Raw genomic sequence first — 17275 nt, forward strand, 5'->3', positions numbered from 1 at the left:
ACTCTTGATTTACGGTTACATCAAGAAAATAATGGCCCGTATATTAACGTTGGTTGCGATATTTGTGTGGGTTTACTTCGTACATTTTAATGGCCGGCGCTTTACTGCGGTAGAATTCGTACAAACGAGTATTATTTCCTGGGCAATAGTAATTGGCTTAGGTTATGCGATTCTTTCCGGCACCACGTTTGGTGGTGTTCGCGCCAATAATTATCGTTTTGCGAGCCAATTTGCACAGGATTATACCCTTGCAATTTTCGATGAATATGTCCTAAGTACACTTGTTAACGGTGCCATTTACACCGGCTTACTCCTACTCCTTGGTATGTTTGCGGGTAATTTTATCCTAATCCTCAATGTAATTCTACTATATTGGGCGATGTATCTGCTGGCGCTTGCTAGTGTGTTCTATATCAGTGCTAGGAGAAAGGAGCGGACAGCGGTAGGTAAAAAAGGCATTAGGCAGTTTAACGTGAAATCTTTAGGCGTTGGAGTTTTGGGTTGGCTTTGTTTGATAGGTTCAGGCTTGGTTGTCCAATTTATGCCTGATTTTCAGCCCATCATTCGAGTCCTTACCAGCGGCTATTTTACGGTGATTCCTTTGCTCCTAATTGGCTTAGCGCTATTCCTTAATCAACGAATGCTCAGCCGGGATAATCAAGCCACGATGGCCAAGATTAAACGCTATGATGATCAATTATACGAATCTATCACGACCAACAGTAAGAATGAATATGTCCGTACTGGTACAGATATGACTGAAGAATTGCAGTTGGAGACCACATCCGTTTCTGAGACAGCAAAATTAAGTTTTGGTACCCCTGCGGTTATCGATGCCCTCTTGTTTAAACGCTATCGTCGTATTTTACGAAAAAAGATTCTCTTTAAACTTGCTTGGATTGGTGCGATTACACTCGCTTTCGTGATTTACTTTACCCTGTCGCGGTTAGGAATTATTCACTTCGGTAATGGCCTTACTGCCGGATTAAACTTTTATGGTCTGTTACCGGTATTCTTCTTTTGGCTCTATCTTCTCTCAATTGGCAAGGACGTAATGAGTCTCAGCTATACCAACCTGGACAGTGTTATGTTGACTTACCCCTTCTACCGTCAACCACAAGTTGTGATCAAAAGTTTCTTTTACCGATTCTATCAGTCATTTAAGTACAACATGGTCATGACATTGGCAGTATTTGCTGCCGTAGTTGTAGCAATGGGAATTGCAGGATTAAATATTGCACTTTTTCAAATATTCCTCTTTCTGGTGACGCTGATTGCGTTGACGGCACTGTTCTCATTTCATTATTTGTTTGTCTACTATATTCTCCAACCATTCACTATTGATAAAGAACTCAAAAGTCCACTCTTTTCACTTGTAAACTGGTTGTTGTACTTCATCGCTTATATGCAACTGAATATTCCTGATAATTGGCTGTCCTACCAGTACCCGGTCCTAATTATTGGAGTGACGGTAATGTATGTCGGAATCGGTGCCCTTTTGATTTACCGCTTTGCCCCACAGACTTTCAAGTTGAAAAAATAAACCAGTCACTAGAGGTTACTCCAGTGACTGGTTTTTTAAGTGTGTCCCAAATATGTAAATTTAAAATTATTTGACGTTTAAAATCCAGATGAAACCGATGAAGACGAAGAATAAGACATACATCATTGGCCCGACTTCTTTGCCCCGTTTGGCTGCCAGCATCGTAATTGGATATGAGATCATTCCTAGTGCCAGGCCATCAGAGATCGAGTAGGTTAGCGGCATACCAACGATGATTAGAAATGCGGGAATGGCAATCTCTAGCTTTGTCCATTCGATTTTGGCAAGTGACTGAGCCATTAAAACACCAACGATAATTAGTGCGGGTGCAGTGACCTGGTTGGTGACCACGCTTAATAGTGGCGAGAAGAACAGTCCAAGGATGAACAGAAATCCGGTGACGATTGAGGTGAAGCCAGAACGGCCACCTACCGCGATACCAGCTGAGGATTCCACAAAAGCACCAACGGGCGAGGTACCCATTACGGCGCCGGCAACCATGGCGGTGGAGTCGGCGGCTAGTGCCCGACCGACACGTGGCATCTTATTGTCCTTCATCAAACCAGCCTGTTGTGCGAGACCAACTAGAGTACCGGCAGTATCGAAGAACGTGACAAGAAGGAAAGTGAGCACAACCACAGCTAGTTGGACCGTGTTGATATCCCCGATATGCTTGATTGCCTGACCGAATGTCGGTGCGAGACTCGGTGCCGCCGAGACTAATTTTGTCGGGATTGGAATGACGCGAATAAGCATTCCAAGAACAGAGGTGAGTACCATGCCGATGAAAATGGCGCCGGGCACCTTTCTGATCATCAAGATAAAGGTTACGACCAAACCGAAGACGGTTAAGAGGGTAGCGGAATCTGAGAATGAGCCCAGCCCAACCAGAGTCGACTTGTTGGCGACAATCAACCCGCCTTGTTGCAGACCTAAGAATGCGATAAACAAACCGATACCGGCGGAGATTGCATACTTCAGATTCGCGGGAATAGCGTCGATAATTTTCTCTCGTAACTTGAAGATGGTAATTAAAACGAAGATTAATGAAGCCACGAATACAGCAGCCAAGGCAGTTTGCCAGCTAACGCCCATCCCAATTACGACTGTATATGAGAAGAATGCGTTAATTCCGAGCGCTGGTGCGGTTGCGATAGGGTATTTCGCGAATACTCCCATGATAATTGAGCCGAGGGCGCTTGCCAGAGCTGTAGCTGTGAAAACGGCGCCTTGATCCATGCCTGAAGCACCGAGCACACTAGGATTGACGAATAGAATGTAGCACATGCTGACGAAAGTTGTTAGACCAGCGAGTGTTTCCCGGCGGAAATTGGTCTCTAACTCGTCGAAGGCAAAGTATTGCTTAATATAGTTCATTTGTTTCCTCCAAATGGATATCGTTCGTATTTTAAATCGAAAAAGCACGATATTTATCATACCACCAATTATTAATTGCGTAAACACAAACGATATCTTCTAAACATGCACTATCATATACAAGTTTTGCGGTTCCACGTGAAACAAAATAATTAATTTAGTAGAGCTTTGCTTGGATGCGGTTCAACTTCTTGATAAGCGGTTTGGCGAGAAACCAGATGAAGATGACGGTTGCGCTAGCATGAACAAGATCCATGGGTGCCCCCGAAACGTAGGATAGAAGTAGCATGCGTGCGTTGAGCTCTGTGGTGAACATCAATACGGAGGCGGGATTGATGATACCGCCGTAGAGAATAAATATGCTGAGAAAGCCAAAAATGGCGAGTGGTAGGCGCTTTTGTTGCAAAATATTCGTTTGGACCAGTAGCCCGGCGACGAAACCAATGATGCCAAAGGCAATCATCTGCCAGGGAGTCCACGGACCTTGGCTAAAGAAGATATTCGAAACAAGCATAGTCATGCTACCAACGATGAAGCCGACCTCTGGGCCGAGCGTTGCGCCAGCGATAATGACTAGCGCACCAACCGGCTTGAATTGCGGCAACATATAGAATACGCTTCGGGCAGCCACGGTGATGGCGATCAACGAGGCAATGACGGTCATCTCTCGCGAACTACGATTACTCTTTTCAAAGATAATTAAGAAGAAGGCCATAGCGATAAAGATTAATATTAAGCTGAGCAGGAGGACCTGCCTGATAGGCAGGAGAAATGAGCCTAAGGCCACGGCAATCAGTGCAAGGAGCAAAACTAGTGCCTCATAAAGGTATCGTTGTCGCCAGCCCGAATGGGACATACCCTGAGTCTCTAGAAATTGTGGTTCAGGCAATGATACTTGGGATTGGCTTTTCTTTGCGTCATACAAGCGGTTGATGAAATCCTTGATTAGTGGTTGAGCCATTCGATGACCTCCTGCACGGTGATGGCATTGTCAACAAAGTCGCGGCTAATACGATTGGCCTCGGTCGTATAGAAATTATTATTACCAAAAAAATCATGGCGCTCTGTACAACTGGTCACGGTACCGTTGAAAAATAAGCCGACCTTGTCCGCGTTTTGCGCAGCAAAGTTTAGATCATGGGTGATCATAATAATTGTCACACTGTGACTGCGTAGTTCTTGCAACGCTTGGGCCACCAGCTCTTTTGCTTTCGTATCCAGACCTTTGGTGGGTTCGTCGAGAAATAATATTTGCGGTTTTTTTAGTAGAACTTTGAGGAGTCCCAGCACCTGTTGTTGACCGCCGCTAAGGTCAAACGGATTTTGACCCAATACTGAATCAAGCTTAAACGATTTGCTGCCCGTAAGGATAGTCTGTTCGCTGTCGCTGCTTTCTGGCAAGCCATACCTTAACTCGTCCAAAACATTATCTTTGACGAATAATGTGGTAGGGTCTTGCGGTAGGTAGCCAATGCCAGTTTGATATTGCTGTAGTTGCTGTCTGGACTTCAGGGTGTGGCCGGAAATGGTGAGTTTACCCCGGTATGCAATGTATTCGCCCATCAGGAGGTTCATTAGGGTGCTTTTACCACTACCATTTGCACCTAAAATCATTAGGGTTTCGCCGGCGTTAATCGTGAGGCTAAGATTTCGGATGACATCCGGTTGCTTGTCATAGCCGAACCAGATATTTTTTGCTCGAATGAGTGGCTGCGGTTTGTTGGCCGTGACTGAGTCGAAGACCATCATGCTGGTTTTCTGTGGTCTTTTGGCCTCAGCTAACCAAATTTTGCCTGCACTGACAGAGATTGGTAGTTCTGAGCTAGTAGGCGATATTGCGTGGACGATTTGGGCCGCGGCTGGAAGAAGCGGGATTAGATAGGGTGCCTTGACGAAAATCGCCGCGATGGCTGCCTGCGTTGTCTCATCAACAATGATTTCGCCGGCGTCTAGCACCAGAATTCGGGTGGTATACGGCAATAATTGCGAGACGTCATGCTCGGTGATGAGGATTGTGATGCCAAGCTCGTGATTAATTTTATGGAGCATCTGAATGAAGTTGTCCGTGGCAATTGGGTCCAGCTGCGCTGTTGGTTCATCCAGAATTAATAACGTTGGGTCCATAATGACTGTGCTGGCAAGGTTTAATAGTTGTTTCTGTCCACCAGATAGCGTGGCTACGTCTTGTTCAAACCACTGCTGCATGCCAAAGAAATTAACGATTTCGGCGACGCGACGTCTGATTTCGGCGCTTGGTCGCCCCAGGTTCTCTAGCCCAAAGGCCAGTTCATGCCAGACCTTGTCTGTGACAATCTGATGGTCTGGGTGCTGCATCACGTAACCAATTCGCTCCTCAGGAACTGTACTAAGTGGACGATTCATGAAGGATATTGTCCCGGTAGAAATACCATGTTGACTAAATGTGGGGGTAAGCTGCTGAATTAGTGTGGTTTTACCACTACCATTAAGGCCTAGAAGGAGATTGAAGCTCCCCGGCTCGACGTTGAAGGAGACCCCCTTAATGATGGGGCGCTGGTCTGGATAACTAAATGTAAAATTATTTACTTCGATAAGATTCATTAATGTAGTCCTTTTGGAGGTTTAAGCTGCGTCGACGCTGCACCAGATGAAGGAAGAAGTCATAGCTACGCAGTAGTAGGGGAATGTTTGCCAGCAGCGCAAAAGCCGCTATACCAAAGATTGTTACCAAGCTATTTCTGTGCGTGGTGATACCGCTCACGTTGATTACTGGATTAAAGCTGGCTGATAAGAATCCCGTCAGCTTCACTGAGATAACGCTAGCTGTGAGGATGCCGATACTTGCCAAAATGAACCAGTTGCGGGGATCGAATCTGTGTGGCAGGTAAAGCTTTCGTTTGTGGGTACCGTAGGCCCGAAGTTGCATGGCATCACTGACGTAGATGGCATTCTCCATCGTCCAGCTAAACATGGCAGACGTGATGGTCAAAGTTCGTCTGATTTTTGTGAAGCCACGGGCAGTCGTGGGACCCTGTCCAATCATGTTTTGAGTGTGCAGTACTTTTTTGAACTGATTAATGAAAAGAGGGATGAAACGAAACGAGAGTGCGAGGAGAAGAGCCACCTTTGGGAGAACTCGGCCCACTACGTCGACGAACTTGTCGCGAGTCAAGATGTGATTGATTGCGGTAAACCAGTTTGTGGTGGTCACGAGTACTAGCCCGAGAATTAGACCATAGACAATTGCCTCAAGTGTGATAGAATTTCCGTTCTGCAAAAGCGCTAGCTGTGTAACCCCGAAGTGATTGAAGAGGGGGTTAATGCCCATGATTACTAATAGTCCTGGCAGTGCAAAAATCAGATTGAATTTCAGAACTTTGTGGATGCCGACCAGGGTGGCACTGTATGCGATAGCGCTAACGAGTGAAATCGCGATGAGGTAGGGATGCAAAATAAACATACTACACCCTAAGACGGAGATGAAGTAGGCAAAGTTGACTAGTGGGTGGCAATTTGTGAATGAATCTTTGGCCATGTAGTTACCTCAATTATTTACCAAGATCGTGCCCAACGTTTCTAGTATAACTGAAGGAGATAGAGTCACCATTCTTCAGTGATGTATACTCGGAAACGCCATAATTTGGGAACCACCCGTTTACGCTGTACATCCAACCGGAGAGTGAGCCAGCATCAAACTCGTAGAGTTGGTTAATGCCCTCGATATAATAAGAGCTGTAGATTGGCGTATACGAGGATTCCATCTGGATACCATATTTTTTCGTTGCACGTACTAGTATATCGTACACGCTGTCGCCTTTGTTCAAGTTAATCGTTGTTGGTGCTAAAATCACGCCAGATTGCGGAACAAATGCACGTTTTGCTTCCTTGACATCGGCGGTATGTCCGATTAATGTCGCACATTCAATGCTGATTGTGACCGTCTTTACTTGTTGTCGGGCCTGTTTGTGTACCGTTTCCGTAGATGAACTTTCGGTAGATGTCACTGCGTTGCTATTCTTAGTACTTGCCGTTTTTGTGGGCTGTCCAGTATTTGCTTTAGCTGAAGTTATTTTCTTACCTGATTTTTTTGTCGATTCTTTTTGAATAACTGCAAGCTTGGTCCGTGTTTCGTTAATCTTATTCTGGGTGATAAGCTTCTTATTGGTTGTTTGACCAGCGACAAGATAGATTTTTCTCCCGGTAATGTTTAGTTTGAAGGACAGTATTGTTTTCTTTGCAGACGTTTTGATTGCTGCTTGAGCGGTAGGTAATTCATGGAGCTGATTGTGCTCCTTGACCACCGCCACGACATGATTTGCGTGCCATTTCTCTGGAATAGTAATGGCCAGCGTAGGCTGCGCAGCCAGGGCAAAATCCTGCACGTTAATTGCCAGAGCGTAAGGGGCGTCATTCGCTGCTCGTTTGATATTCTGGAGAACATTTTGCTGCAAGGTAAGCCCAAGCTTTTGGGCAACAGAGTTCTTTACCTGCTTACCAGCAAATTGCCAGGTATAGCGTATTCCGTGCGAAGAACCGCTAAACTGGTACTCCTTGTCTTGGCCGACAATTGTGGTCATCTTGGCCTTTGAAATTAGTCCTTTTCCCCGTAGGATTGTCTCCTGCTTTAATGCTGTTGTCTTTACCTCAGGTTTCTGACAGCCAGTACTTAAAAGTAAAACAAAGATCAAGCTAAGTATGATTAAAACCCAATTTTTAAAGTGTTTTTGTGTGATTTTAAAACCCATTTACTCGTTAGATCCCTTCTTGTGTATCGCGTAGAATGTAGTGCCAATCACGCCAATAATGATGATGAATATCGCGGATAGTATAATAGCATTGTTAACACTAAAGCCGGTGGCTGTAGAACTTAACTCCGTCTTACTTTTACTTGAAGTAGTTTTTTTAGGAGCTTTAAAAGTAGATGCCGTAAACTGCCAGCCATCATCTTTAGTAGAGTTCTTGCTAGTAACATCTGAATTACCGCCAGTTGTTGCCTGCTTAATCTGTTTTGAGCTAACCGTTGAAGTCTGTTCATCGTGGTTATTACTACTACTGTTTTTGCTCATTGGTTTGACGAAATCGGTAGTTGATAGCGTGGTAGCTTGCGGATTATTTCTTATTTCGCCCGCATTTTTTTCAGTCTGGTGGTCGTCGTCACTGGTTGCATCTGGTTGGCTTACCTCGGTTTTGTTGATACTAGTGGTTGTGTCCTCGGTCTGATCTGGCGTGTCTTGCCCATCCGCGTCAGTTATTGGAGGATTCGTTTGCGTAACACTACTATTTTGTTGATCATCCATCTGATAAAAACGGTTGGCACTAGCTAGATAGCGATCATATGAAATTAAGGAATAATAGGATTGAATGGTCGCCATATTGTTCTGCCGCGTGTCCTCCAGGAAGTACTTAAAGCCTGATTGCGGTACATAGAAACTAAGTAGATTGTCAAGGACGCTAACTCCGTTTTTCGTAAATGCTGCACTTGTTGGATCTATATTCAGCGAGCAGAGAGCAGTAATCACTTGAGCAGCTGAGTTGGCGTTGTCGGTGGGTACCGCAGATCCAGCCATGTAGTAGCCGCCGGATTGACTTTGAACGTTGCTCAGCAATGAGACTGCCTTGGCAATAGCCGCTTTCACCCGCACCATACTTTGATAGGGTGCTAGTGCCTGGAGAGTCATCGCGGTGATATCGGCGTCCGGTCCGTTACCAAATAACGTCCAGCCCCCGTTTGGTTTCTGGTGGGCTAGAATAAAGTCGATTAAATCCTGTTTGGTGTAATCGGCGTTTTTGCTTGGAGCGTAGTTTTGCTTGGCATCAAGGGCCAAAAGTGTATAAATTACGCCATTAATTCCTTGATTCTGTACTTCTTTGAAGCTTGCAAGTGAATCGAAAAGGTTGAGACCGGATAAATCAGTTACATCCGCGCCAACTGCGGTTAGAGCTAGGACGAGCTTGTCGTAGTCCGTAGCTGGACGAGAATCTATGATGCCGTTGGGCACTTTTAATGCTATCACGTTGTCGGTCAGATATTTGTCAAATGCACCTGGACGGTCGTTAAGCCCGAGGTCGCGACCCAGGCTGAGAAAAGTCCATTCATATGCCCCTCTGTAGAAGGTAGCATTCGCGTTAACCTTAGCGATGGGTTTTAGAACGATTTTGCGCGAATCTGCAAGTATAGTAGCATATTGCTGATCCTGATTATTCGTTGCTTGATTAGCCTCTGACACCGCATAAACATGCTCATTTAATCCGGGAGAGCCTACTAGTAGGAATGGAAATAGCATCATTATGAATAGCAGTGCACCTGTCAGTTTAGATATCTTGAGTTGTTTATGGGTCATGGGACTTCTCCTTTTTGTGAAACACATACTAGATGTTGTGTTCGATAACTTTCATTATAGGCATATATTGTACGTGTGAAAAGTTTAATAACAATTACCTGTATTCTCGAAAAAAGTAAGACGTATTGCAAAGGGTTTTACCACGGATTAAATTCTTCATAGACGGCAGAATTAAGAAGGTATGTCATTCTTGTCAATCTCACAATAAATAACAACATCTATTGCTAAGGTGGCTGGTGCTTTCACTAATATTAGCCGTACCCTGTTTTTATTTCGATAATCAAGACCCACTACAGCACGTATTACGGATAATTGTACTTTTGTTTAATTCCGTCTTATGATGAGTGTGTAAATAATAGAATAACAAATAGGCTGAAGGGAGATAGCATTATGTATTTGCAACTTGATCAGAAAACAGAAGATAGAATTGTTGAACATTTTCAAAAGGGCGACCGCTTGATTTTAACCTTTGAAGACGGCGTTGGCCCGTATTCACAGCACGCAATGATTCATATGATGGTGCAGTTTACGGTGGGAATTATCTCTGCTGACATGCCGCTTGATTTGTATGATAAACAGATGGACTCACCATTAGGTCCCATCTATTACAAATCTGAGTCCGAGGACTACCTAGAAGAGAAAATGAGTCTCAAATTTAAGGAAGCAACCTCGAGTTATGTGCTATCGAGTGATAGTGGCATGATTGATGAGAGTGTCAACTTCATTAATTTCAAAGATAAAAAATAGCAAAGAAAAAAGGACTTTTCACATACCGTGTATCACGGTTGGAAAGTCCTTTTTTATGCAGATTAGCCTTCTTCGTGGTTAGCGAGTGCTGCGGCTTTGTATGATTCAATCTCGTCTGTGGCGGCGAAAACGAAATGTTCAGGATAAACCTCAACCAGTTCTCTCTTCTTACCGTCCTCTTCAGCCGAGGCATCATACGGAATAATCTGTTTCTTCTTCTCGCTCAATGGGTCAGGGACAGGGATAGCGGATAACAAGCTCTGTGTGTATTTGTGCAGCGGGTGGTTGTAAACCTCATCTGAGGTTGAAAGCTCAACCACGCGCCCATTATGCATTACCGCTATTCGGTCACTGATGTACTTCACCATCGACAAGTCATGGGCGATAAACAGGTACGTCAGGTTCTTTTGTTCCTGAATATCTTTCAGCAAGTTAACGACTTGTGCCTGAATTGAAACGTCTAGTGCGGAGATAGGTTCGTCCGCGATGATAAATTGGGGGTCAACGGCTAGCGCCCGAGCAATGCCGATTCTTTGTCTTTGACCACCTGAGAATTCATGGGGATATCTGGTCATGTGATCAGCATTTAGGCCCACCAATTGTAATAGTTCCTTCACACGTGCATCACGCTCGGCCGAGTTCTTGACCAATCCGTGAATATCCAGTCCCTCAGCGATGATGTCCTTGACCTTCATTCTGGGGTTCAGTGATGCATACGGGTCTTGGAAAATCATTTGGACATTCCGCCGAAATTCCAACATATCGGGGTGACCCGATTTGAGATTCGCAATGTTTTTGCCATTGAAGAGAATCTCCCCGGATGTGGGGCGGTAAAGGCGGATGATACTCCGGCCAGTAGTGGTTTTACCAGAACCGGATTCACCAACAAGCCCAAATGTTTCGCCTTCATATATCTCAAACGAGACGTCTTGAATGGCACGCACCTCGTTTGGCTTGCCCTCATTGAAAAATTGGTTAAGGTGTTCGACTTTGACGAGAACTTTTTCTTTATTGGTTGTCATCTAAACTGCCCTCCTTAGCCTTTTTTGCAGTAATTTTTTCGTAGATTGCATAACGGCGCTTAATTTCCTCTGGTACGGCAACCTTTGGAGAATCTGGATGTAAGAGCCAGGTTGCAGCATAGTGATTCTTTGATACCTCGAAGAATGGAGGCTCTTCCTCACGGTCAATTTCTAGGGCAAATTCGTTTCTAGGAGCAAAAGCGTCACCCTTTGGTGGATCAAGCAAGTCGGGTGGTGTACCTGGAATTGCGTATAGGCGATCCTTGGTCTCAAGGGTAGGCATAGAGTTTAACAGTCCCCAAGTGTAAGGGTGTTGAGGATTGTAGAAGACGTCTTCTGTTTTGCCGTACTCCACGATTTTGCCGGCATACATTACTGCTACGCGGTCTGCAATACCCGCAACGACACCTAAGTCATGCGTAATGAAGATAATCGATGTATCAATCTTCTCCTGAAGTTCCTTCAACAGGCTAATAATCTGCGCCTGAATGGTTACATCCAATGCGGTTGTTGGTTCGTCAGCCAAAATAATTTCAGGATAGTTTACAATTGCAATGGCAATCACGATTCTTTGCCGTTGACCACCAGAGAATTGATGTGGGTAATCGTTCATTCTGTTGGCCGCGTTTGGCAGGCCAACAAGCTCCAGAACTTCTTGTGCGCGCTTCATCGCCTTCTTCTTGTTCATCGTATGGTGCACAAGAAGGGGCTCTGCAACCTGTTTACCGATGGGCATTGTTGGGTCAAGCGATGTCATTGGGTCTTGGAAGATCATCGAAATACTTTTACCACGCAGGTGATCCATTTCGTGGGCGGACTTCTTCAATAAGTCGTCGCCGTGGAAAAGAATTTCGCCCTTTTGAATACGCGCATTACCGGCGAGCTGGCCCATGATGCTACGAACGGTAACCGATTTACCAGATCCCGATTCACCAACAATGGCTAGAGTCTCACCAGCATTGAGGTCGAAATTAACGTTTCTGATTGCCTTAACTTGTCCAGCGAAGGTATTAAAATTAATTTCTAGATTTTTAACTTCAAGAATTTTACTCATAATGACCTCCTTAATTCATTGTCTTTGGATCGAATGCATCACGTAGCCCGTCAGCAAGTAAGTTGAATGCTAACATAATCACCACAATGAATACAGCTGGAATCCAGAGTTCAAACGAGAAGAATCTGAACATTTTTTGACCATCGGAGAGCAGCGTACCAAGTGATGCGGTAGGAGCTGGGATTCCGATACCAATGTAGCTCAAGAATGCTTCGAAGAAAATGGCTGATGGAATTGTGAACATGGTTTGGATAATGATGACTGAACTGAGGTTTGGAATCAGGTGTTTGAAGGCAATCTTACTTGATTTCTCACCTAACGTTCTTGCAGCTAAAATAAATTCTTGGTCCTTTAGTTGCAGGGTCTGTGCCCGAACTAGACGGGCCATTGTAATCCAGCCGGTGATGGCAATGGCGAGGATGATTGAAGTCATACCGGGTTTCAACACAAGCATCATCAGGATGATTACTACCAGGTTAGGAATTGACGAGATAATTTCAATCACACGTTGCATGATGGTATCGGTTCTGCCACCGCGCCAACCAGAAATAATGCCGTAAAGGACACCGATCGAAAGGTCGAATAGAGTGGCCATGAAGGCGATGAACAGGGATACCCGAATGCCGACAATAGTTCTAGAGAACAGGTCGCGGCCCAGATAATCGGTACCGAAGATATACCAGGTGCCATCAGGCACCTTAGCATTGGCGTAAGTATCTACACTCACACCTGAGATTGTTTTCCAGAAGCCATTGAAACCGGGAATATTTAAATTGCCGATCTTTGGAGCGAGGTTCTTGAATGCGGGATTCGCCGCGTTTGGATCGCTTGGTAGCCAGAAGAGGGAGATAATTGAGATGAGAACCATCAAGGTTAGGACGACCAATGAGATCATGGCAGCCTTGTTCTTCTTGAGGCGCCGAAAAGCATCTTGGGTAAATGTCAGAGAAGGTGCTGCAATTTTCTCACGATCATCATGATTCTCGTGAGTACCCACTAATTTGAATTTATCTGCAGTAATTTTACTATCAGCCATTAGTTTGCCTCCTCATTTAATCTAATTCTTGGATCGATCAAACCGTACAGGATGTCGACGACTAATATTACGACAACAAGCATTGCTGAGTACATGATTGTTAGTCCCATAATCACGGGGTAGTCATTAGTTGTAATTGATTTAACGAATTGTTCACCAATACCAGGAATGGAGAAGACATTCTCCACAACCAGTGAGCCAACCATCAAATCGACTGTCATTGGACCAATGATTGTGATAATTGGAATCATAGAATTTCTGAATGCGTGTTTACGCACGACGGAGCGTTGTGAGAGACCTTTGGCCCGTGCTAATTCAACGTAGTCACTAGAGAGGACATCGACCATTTCGGTTCTCATGAAACGCGCAGTATTCGCCAGCGGTGCCATTGAGAGCGCCAGTGTTGGTAAAATACTACTACTGAACCCGTCCCAACCGGCGATTGGGAACATTTGGAAACGAAAAGCAAGCCAGAACTGCAACAAGGCAGCAAAGACGAAGTTCGGGATTGAGCGACCAAGGATGGCGAAGATGGTTGCAGTTGAATCAACCCAAGTATTCTTTCTCATTGCGGCAACCGCACCGAGGAGGATTCCGAGAATTGTCCCCACGACCATCGCTTGGACACCAAGCTGAATGGAAGGAGCAATTCTAGTACCGATAAGGTATGAAACAGATTGATTATATTGGTAGGAATTACCAAAGTCCCCTCTAATCATTCCAGACATGTAGTTGAGGTATTGTTGCCAAACCGGCAAATCAAGTCCATATTGTTTCTTCAAGATGGCTACTTGTTCTGCGGGAATTTGGGGGTTATTAAACGGCGTACCAGGTAACAACTTCATCAAGAAGAAGGTTACTGATGCGATGATGAAAAGCGTTAAAACCATGTAGGCAAGGCGTTTCAAGATGTATTTGAGCATTTTACCAAATCCTTTCTAACGTAATAAAGCAGCGTTCATCCAATCGGACTCCCACTGCTAAGTAGTGATTATTGCATTATATCATTTTGTCTTTATTTTAGATATGTGCCTACAAAGTTATAGTTGTTAGCAGGACTGTAGTATAAGTTCTTCACTTTTTGATTTACAAGGTGAGCTTGTACACGTTGATACAATGGAACGACACCCATGTCAGTTGCGAGAACGTCGCTTGCGTCAAGCAGGTTCTGCCAACGTTTAGCAGGGTCGGTTGCATTAGTAGTCTCGCTGTCTGTGATCAACTTGTCGTATTCAGCGTTACTCCACTTACCATCGTTGTATGAGCTGTCTGTTGTAAATAAGTCTAAGAAAGTAATTGGGTCTGGGAAGTCAGCACCCCAAAGTGAAATTACCATATCAAACTGTTGTGTTTCTGAACGAGAGAGTCTCGTCTTGAATGGTACGCTAGCCAGGTTAACCTTCAGGTTAGGCAAGTTCTTCTCAAGAGTACTTTGAAGATATTCTTGTGACTTCTTGGCACCGTCAGTATCATCACCTAATAATTCAAGGGTTAAGCTACTTTGACCAACTTCTTTCAAACCTTCCGTAAAGAGTTGACCTGCCTTCTTAGAGTTATACTTGGTGTACTTGTCGCCAACCTTGGTTTCCTTTAAGAAGTCTTTGCCTGTATCTTCGTTAGCGGCAAGACCATCTGGAACCATTGAGCTAGCAGGTAGTGAACCGTCTGCTAAGACGTCAGTCACAAATTCTTTTCTGTTAATTGCCATTGAGATTGCTTGACGAATCTTCTGGTTCTTTAATGCTGGAATCTTCTGTTGGTTGAGGGAAAGGTAAGCAATTGTTGATTGCTTCTGTGGTACGTAACTTGCATCACCCTTCATCTGAGCAGCAGTTTCGCCTGAAATTGAAACGTCATCGATCTTACCGCTTTGGAATAAGCTTAATGCTGTGTCGGCACTCTTAATTACTTGGACTTGGATTTCGTCAAGTTTAACCTTCTTAGCGTTCCAGTAAGATTTATTCTTAACTTCTTTCCATTTGTTGTTGGTACCATTCCAGCCAGTTAGCTTGAATGGGCCGTTGAAGACGAGGTACTTACTTTGAGTACCATACTTATCACCGTATTTCTCAACAACCTTTTGGTTGAGTGGGAAGAATACAGGGTTAACAAGCATTGTGCCAAAATATGGTACAGGGCGTTCTAAGTTAACAACAAATGTGTGGTCATCTTTAGCTTCGACACCTAGTGTATCAGCCTTTTTCTTGCCGGCCATAATATCATCGGCGTTCTTGACGCCACTATATAGGTAGGCGTATTGGGACTTAGTTGCAGGATCTACTGCTCGTTTCCAAGCATAGACGAAGTCTGCGGCAGTAACATCATCTCCGTTACTCCACTTAGTGTCCTTCAATTTGAAAGTATAAGTCAAACCATCATTGGTAGGTTCAACCACTTTCTCAGCTACGGCAGCTTGTAACTTGCTACCTTGGTAACGGTACAATCCATCCATTGTGTCAACTAATGCTTGACCTGCGATTGCATCGGTGATTGTAGAAGAATCCATGGAAGCAATGATATCACCTTCCATGCGGCGCCATACTTGTTTATCTGAGTTGCTGGCTGAACTTCCACCATTAGAGCAGGCGGTTAAGGCAAGCGTTGCAGCAACAGTAACTAAACCAAAAAGTGCTAGACGTTTCTTTTTCACTGAATTATACCTCCGTTATGTGTGTGTTCGCAGTTTAACATGAGAATAGAGTTAAAGTAAAGGCTTAACCATTAATTTTTGTAAATATCTTTAGATTCGATTTCTAGGCGATAATACTGCTAATATAATAAAGTTTTATTTTGTATTCAAAAATAGAATAAGAGGTAGGTAAGCGGGTAATCTGCGTAAATTAGAGTGAACTCATAAAGACAGATATTTTTAAAGTAATACTTATAAAGTATACTTCGTTATTTACCGTGGAATATAAAAAGCCAACCAAAAGTTGTATGGTTGGCTAATTTATTTGAACTTTATTTGTTGCTCAACTTACTTGCTGCTGCCTCGTCAACGATGATTGTCACATCAGTGTGATTCTGAAGTGCTGAAGCAGGTAGGTGGGTGGTTACAGGTCCTTCAACCATTTCCTTCACAGCATCTGCTTTGTTCTCGCCGTAGGCCATCAGGACAATCTTCTTACCCTTCATGATACTACCGATACCCATCGAGTATGCGAAGCGAGGTACATCATCCTCGTTAGCAAAGAAGCGGGCGTTTGCATCAATAGTACTTTGGGTAAGGGCAACCTTTGAGGTCGTACCATCTAATGGGGAACCGGGCTCATTGAAGCCAATGTGGCCGTTAACGCCAATTCCTAGAATTTGGATATCGATGGGGTGTTCATCAACGATCTTTTCGTAACGAGCAGTTTCTTCTTCTGCGTTAGGATTCTTACCATCGGGGACGAAAGTTTCCTTAAATGGTTTCTTGTTGAAGAGGTGCTCATTCATGAAATAACGGTAGCTCTGGTCATCATCTTCGCCCAGGCCAACATATTCGTCTAGGTTAACCGAAGTGATGTCGGAGAAATCAAGGTCATTTGCAATCATTTCGTTATAGAGTGAAATTGGGGTTGAACCTGTCGCAAGTCCCAGTACTTTTGCACCATTTTCGATGCCATTTTTGATAATTTCGAACGCCTTTTTACCACCAGCGGCGTTGTCTTTAACTACAATAATATTCACTTTTCTGCCTCCTTGTTTGGTCTAGTCCAATGTAACGCGATTTGGTCGAAATGTCAATGGAACTGCCTGAATTCTGGGTGAATATATTAACTAAAGGAAAATTAAAGCAAAAAAATTCAGCCCCATACTGGAGGCTGAATTGAACTGAGATTCAAAAATATAGCGATACACGTCAGAAAGTGTATTTAGCAGATAATAAAATTCTGAAATAAGATACTTCAGTAATCTATTGAATGGACCTTAGCGGATTTGAACCGCTGACCTCTTGCATGCGAAGCAAGCGCTCTCCCAACTGAGCTAAAAGCCCGATACAAAATAATTATAGCACTTTTAAAAATGGTGTCTAAAATTTTTCGTGAAAAAATTGACAAATTAAACGAATAACACTAAGCTTAGAAAAGTTTGACAAATAAAAGGAGCGTGTTGATATGAACTCAAAACGGATGTGTTGTAAACCATTAACCAACGACGGAATGCAAAGTCCAGGTTGTTTTGGGTGTCAAT

Annotated in this window: 14 protein-coding genes and 1 tRNA gene; 2 read left to right on the forward strand and 13 right to left on the reverse strand. The window is 44.0% G+C overall.

The window, feature by feature from the left end; translation table 11 throughout:
- Nucleotides 1–31: 31 nt before the first annotated feature.
- Nucleotides 32–1543 carry a hypothetical protein gene (locus tag LA20533_RS04180; RefSeq protein ID WP_156849156.1) on the forward strand — a complete coding sequence of 504 codons (1512 nt, stop codon included), beginning with the start codon at nucleotides 32–34 and terminating at the stop codon, nucleotides 1541–1543.
- A 66-nt stretch (nucleotides 1544–1609) separates the two neighbouring features.
- On the opposite strand, the gene LA20533_RS04185 is transcribed toward LA20533_RS04180, so the two are convergent.
- From LA20533_RS04185 to LA20533_RS04210, 6 genes are all read right to left on the reverse strand, one after another.
- The gene (locus tag LA20533_RS04185) at nucleotides 1610–2920 is read right to left on the reverse strand and encodes an NCS2 family permease (protein WP_056945731.1); all 1311 of its coding nucleotides are present in this window, start codon (nucleotides 2918–2920) and stop codon (nucleotides 1610–1612) included.
- A 157-nt stretch (nucleotides 2921–3077) separates the two neighbouring features.
- Entirely contained in the window at nucleotides 3078–3881 is an 804-nt protein-coding gene (locus LA20533_RS04190; RefSeq protein WP_082611519.1) for an ECF transporter S component, read from the reverse strand.
- Nucleotides 3866–5500, reverse strand: coding sequence for an ABC transporter ATP-binding protein (locus LA20533_RS04195; protein ID WP_056945732.1), 1635 nt, complete (start codon nucleotides 5498–5500; stop codon nucleotides 3866–3868). The genes LA20533_RS04190 and LA20533_RS04195 overlap by 16 nt, the downstream gene beginning before the upstream one ends.
- Complete coding sequence (locus tag LA20533_RS04200) at nucleotides 5478–6434, reverse strand: energy-coupling factor transporter transmembrane component T (RefSeq protein ID WP_056945733.1); 957 nt, start codon at nucleotides 6432–6434, stop codon at nucleotides 5478–5480. Before LA20533_RS04200 ends, LA20533_RS04195 begins: the two co-directional genes overlap by 23 nt.
- A 13-nt stretch (nucleotides 6435–6447) precedes the next feature.
- Entirely contained in the window at nucleotides 6448–7644 is a 1197-nt protein-coding gene (locus LA20533_RS04205) for a DUF4430 domain-containing protein (protein WP_056945734.1), read from the reverse strand.
- A complete protein-coding gene (locus LA20533_RS04210; RefSeq protein ID WP_056945735.1) occupies nucleotides 7645–9240 on the reverse strand; it encodes a prenyltransferase/squalene oxidase repeat-containing protein in 1596 nt (531 codons plus the stop codon). It abuts the gene before it with no gap.
- A 390-nt stretch (nucleotides 9241–9630) separates the two neighbouring features.
- Between LA20533_RS04210 and LA20533_RS04215 the strand changes: the two genes are divergently transcribed.
- Nucleotides 9631–9987: an iron-sulfur cluster biosynthesis family protein gene (locus LA20533_RS04215; RefSeq protein ID WP_056945736.1), complete on the forward strand. Its 357-nt coding sequence runs from the start codon at nucleotides 9631–9633 to the stop codon at nucleotides 9985–9987.
- Between the two features lie 62 nt (nucleotides 9988–10049).
- Here LA20533_RS04215 and LA20533_RS04220 read toward each other — a convergent pair whose 3' ends face one another.
- The 7 genes from LA20533_RS04220 to LA20533_RS04250 all read right to left on the reverse strand — a co-directional run bounded on the left by LA20533_RS04220 (nucleotide 10050) and on the right by LA20533_RS04250 (nucleotide 17078).
- Complete coding sequence (locus LA20533_RS04220) at nucleotides 10050–11009, reverse strand: ABC transporter ATP-binding protein (protein ID WP_054746070.1); 960 nt, start codon at nucleotides 11007–11009, stop codon at nucleotides 10050–10052.
- Nucleotides 10996–12063 carry an ABC transporter ATP-binding protein gene (locus tag LA20533_RS04225; protein WP_056945737.1) on the reverse strand — a complete coding sequence of 356 codons (1068 nt, stop codon included), beginning with the start codon at nucleotides 12061–12063 and terminating at the stop codon, nucleotides 10996–10998. Before LA20533_RS04225 ends, LA20533_RS04220 begins: the two co-directional genes overlap by 14 nt.
- Before the next feature lie 10 nt (nucleotides 12064–12073).
- Nucleotides 12074–13099, reverse strand: a complete 1026-nt coding sequence (locus tag LA20533_RS04230; protein ID WP_056945738.1) for an ABC transporter permease — start codon at nucleotides 13097–13099, stop codon at nucleotides 12074–12076.
- Nucleotides 13099–14022, reverse strand: coding sequence for an oligopeptide ABC transporter permease (opp3b, locus tag LA20533_RS04235; RefSeq protein ID WP_054746068.1), 924 nt, complete (start codon nucleotides 14020–14022; stop codon nucleotides 13099–13101). Before opp3b ends, LA20533_RS04230 begins: the two co-directional genes overlap by 1 nt.
- Before the next feature lie 92 nt (nucleotides 14023–14114).
- Nucleotides 14115–15749 (reverse strand): peptide ABC transporter substrate-binding protein, encoded by a 1635-nt coding sequence (locus LA20533_RS04240; RefSeq protein ID WP_054746067.1) that lies wholly within the window; start codon nucleotides 15747–15749, stop codon nucleotides 14115–14117.
- A 311-nt stretch (nucleotides 15750–16060) separates the two neighbouring features.
- Nucleotides 16061–16771, reverse strand: a complete 711-nt coding sequence (gene nagB / locus LA20533_RS04245; protein ID WP_054746066.1) for a glucosamine-6-phosphate deaminase — start codon at nucleotides 16769–16771, stop codon at nucleotides 16061–16063.
- Nucleotides 16772–17005: 234 nt separating this feature from the next.
- Nucleotides 17006–17078 (reverse strand) — tRNA-Ala (locus LA20533_RS04250).
- Between the last annotated feature and the right edge of the window lie 197 nt (nucleotides 17079–17275).

Origin of the sequence: Amylolactobacillus amylophilus DSM 20533 = JCM 1125 (assembly GCF_001936335.1) — a bacterium.
Lineage (GTDB): Bacteria > Bacillota > Bacilli > Lactobacillales > Lactobacillaceae > Amylolactobacillus > Amylolactobacillus amylophilus.

Coding starts and splice junctions, on each gene's coding strand:
- LA20533_RS04180 (WP_156849156.1), top strand. CDS start 32: ATGGCCCGTATATTAACGTTGGTTGCGATATTTGTGTGGGTTTACTTC.
- LA20533_RS04185 (WP_056945731.1), bottom strand. CDS start 2,920: ATGAACTATATTAAGCAATACTTTGCCTTCGACGAGTTAGAGACCAAT.
- LA20533_RS04190 (WP_082611519.1), bottom strand. CDS start 3,881: ATGGCTCAACCACTAATCAAGGATTTCATCAACCGCTTGTATGACGCA.
- LA20533_RS04195 (WP_056945732.1), bottom strand. CDS start 5,500: ATGAATCTTATCGAAGTAAATAATTTTACATTTAGTTATCCAGACCAG.
- LA20533_RS04200 (WP_056945733.1), bottom strand. CDS start 6,434: ATGGCCAAAGATTCATTCACAAATTGCCACCCACTAGTCAACTTTGCC.
- LA20533_RS04205 (WP_056945734.1), bottom strand. CDS start 7,644: ATGGGTTTTAAAATCACACAAAAACACTTTAAAAATTGGGTTTTAATC.
- LA20533_RS04210 (WP_056945735.1), bottom strand. CDS start 9,240: ATGACCCATAAACAACTCAAGATATCTAAACTGACAGGTGCACTGCTA.
- LA20533_RS04215 (WP_056945736.1), top strand. CDS start 9,631: ATGTATTTGCAACTTGATCAGAAAACAGAAGATAGAATTGTTGAACAT.
- LA20533_RS04220 (WP_054746070.1), bottom strand. CDS start 11,009: ATGACAACCAATAAAGAAAAAGTTCTCGTCAAAGTCGAACACCTTAAC.
- LA20533_RS04225 (WP_056945737.1), bottom strand. CDS start 12,063: ATGAGTAAAATTCTTGAAGTTAAAAATCTAGAAATTAATTTTAATACC.
- LA20533_RS04230 (WP_056945738.1), bottom strand. CDS start 13,099: ATGGCTGATAGTAAAATTACTGCAGATAAATTCAAATTAGTGGGTACT.
- opp3b (WP_054746068.1), bottom strand. CDS start 14,022: ATGCTCAAATACATCTTGAAACGCCTTGCCTACATGGTTTTAACGCTT.